This is a genomic window from Roseicyclus sp. (genome assembly GCF_052168335.1).
Lineage (GTDB): Bacteria > Pseudomonadota > Alphaproteobacteria > Rhodobacterales > Rhodobacteraceae > Roseibacterium.
Map to the genome: position 1 here is coordinate 1 of NZ_JBQLZP010000258.1, position 2,373 is coordinate 2,373.

3 protein-coding genes are annotated in these 2,373 nt (G+C 72.3%); all 3 read left to right on the plus strand.

The features are described 5' to 3' along the window. The coding region (locus ACTS11_RS07890) for an ABC transporter permease (RefSeq protein ID WP_442639778.1) at positions 1-905 on the plus strand (905 nt) is incomplete at its 5' end. After that, complete coding sequence (locus ACTS11_RS07895; protein ID WP_442639779.1) at positions 902-1,843, plus strand: ABC transporter permease; 942 nt, start codon at positions 902-904, stop codon at positions 1,841-1,843. The genes ACTS11_RS07890 and ACTS11_RS07895, both read left to right, overlap by 4 nt. Positions 1,844-1,934: 91 nt before the next feature. Continuing rightward, on the plus strand, positions 1,935-2,373 hold a 439-nt coding region (locus tag ACTS11_RS07900), incomplete at its 3' end, for an AMP-binding protein (protein ID WP_442639780.1).

The following is a 2,373-nucleotide window of genomic DNA, read 5'->3' on the forward strand; positions in this document are numbered from 1 at the left end:
GGGGCGCGCTCGGCTCGCGGCTCGCCGTGACCGAGATGCTGACCCGCGCGGTGCCGCTGATGCTGACCGGCCTCGCCGCCGCCGTCGCGTTCCGGGCGCGGCTCTGGAACATCGGGGGAGAGGGGCAATTCTACCTCGGCGCGCTGGCGGTGGCCTGGGTCGGGCATTCGCTGATCGTCGGCCTGCCGCCCGCGCTCGGCATCGCGGTGCTGATGGTCGTGGGCATGGCGGCGGGCGCGCTGCTGCTGGCCGGGCCCGCCTTCCTGCGCCTGCGCTTCGGGGTGGACGAGGTGGTGACGACGCTGCTGCTCAACTTCGTGGTGATCCTCTTCGTGGGGCTGATGATCGAGGGGCCGCTGCGCGACCCGCTCGCCTTCGGCTGGCCTCAGTCGGTGCCCGTCGACGGCGATTTCCGGCTGCCCGACCTCGTGGCGCGCACGCGACTGCATGTCGGGCTCCTGATCGCGCTGGCGGTGGCGGGGGTGGTCTGGCTGATCCTCGCGCGCACCGTCTTCGGGACGGAGGCGCGGGCGGCGGGCTTCAACGCGCGGGCGGCGGCCTTCGCGGGGGTGTCGCTGCCCAAGACGATCATGGGCGCCGCGCTCCTGTCCGGGGGGCTCGCGGGGCTGGCGGGCGCCATCGAGGTCATGGGCGTCACCGGCACGGTCACGACGACCATGTCGCCGGGCTTCGGCTATGCCGGGATCGTCGTCGCGATGCTCGCCGCGCTGCACCCGGCGGGCGTGGTCGCGGCCTCGGTCTTCGTCGCCACGGTCTTCGTCGGCGCGGACGCGATGAGCCGGGCGACGGGCGTGCCCTCCTTCATCGCGGACGTGATCGTGGCGCTCGCGCTCCTGACGATGCTCGTCGCGCTGCTCTTCACCAGCTACAGGATCCGGCGATGACCGAGGCGATCGAGCTTCTCGCCAGCGCGAGCCTCTGGGCCGCCGTCCTCAGGATCGCGACGCCGCTGATCTTCGGGGTGCTCGGCGCGCTCCTGTGCGAGCGGGCGGGGGTGCTGAACCTCGGGATCGAGGGGATCATGACGATGAGCGCGATGGTCGGCTGGCTCTCGGTCTTCCTCGGCGCGGACCTCTGGACGGGGCTCCTGATCGCGGCGGCGTCGGGAGCGCTGATGGGACTGCTCCACGCCACGCTGACGGTACCGCTCGGCCTGTCGCAGCATGTCTCGGGCCTCGGGATCACGCTGTTCGCCTCGGCGCTCGCCTACTATCTCTACCGGCTGATCGTGGTGGTGGGGCAGACGCCGCCGACGATCGAGCCCTTCCGGCCGCTCGACCTCGGGCCGCTGACGGATATCCCATTCCTCGGCCCGGTCCTCTTCGGGCAGGCGGCGCCGACCTATCTCGCGCTTCTGGCGGTGGCGGTGATGGCCTACGTGCTCGCGCGGACGCCCATGGGCCTCGCCATCCGCATGACGGGCGAGAACCCGCACGCGGTCGAGGCGCAGGGGCTGAACCCGATCCGCATCCGCATCCTCTCGGTCATGGCGGGATCGGCGCTGATGGCGCTGGGGGGCGCGTTCCTGACGACGGCGGCCTTCAACAGCTTCTTTCCCGAGATGGTGCAGGGGCGGGGCTGGATCTGCATCGCGCTGGTCGTCTTCGCGTCGTGGCGGCCGGGCAAGGCGCTGGTCGGCGCGCTTCTCTTCGCGTTCTTCGACGCCTACCAGCTGAGGCTCCAGACGGTTGTGGAGGGCGTGCCCTACCAGCTCTTCCTGATGGCGCCCTACCTCCTGTCGATCCTCGCTCTCGTCCTCGTCGCGCGCCGCGCCGAGGTGCCCGAGGCGCTGATGGCGCCCTACCGGCGGGGCGAGCGCTAGGGTTGCATCCGCCCGCCCGATGTGCTGCGACATCTGGGCGCGGCCGGGTGGGGTGCTATATGGAGCGCGCAAGGGAGCAAGGAGGGACCTCATGACGGATACGCTTGCCGCGCTGATCGCGCCGCATGACGGGGCCGCGCCGGCCATCGGCGCGCCGGGGCGGGACTGGATGGACTACGCGGGGCTGCGCGCGCTGTCGGCCGAGGTGGCCGCATCGCTGCACGCGGCGGGCGTGGGACGCGGCGACCGCGTGGCGATCGTGCTTCCGAACGGACCCGAGATGGCGGCGGCCTTCGTCACGGTGGCGCAGGCGGCGACGACCTGCCCGCTGAACCCCGCCTACAAGCAGGAGGAATTCGCCTTCTACCTCGAGGACCTGAAGGCGCGCGCCGTGATCCTGATGGAGGGCGAGGCGGGTCCGGCCTTCGCCGCCGCCGAGGGGCTCGGCCTGACGATCATCCGCCTCGTGCCGGGCGCGGGTGCGGCGGGGTCCTTCACGCTCAGGGCCGAGGGCGGGGCGGGCATCGCCG

Bases quoted from the DNA above. Each gene is read 5' to 3' on its own strand.
- ACTS11_RS07895 (WP_442639779.1), top strand. From the start codon at position 902: ATGACCGAGGCGATCGAGCTTCTCGCCAGCGCGAGCCTCTGGGCCGCC.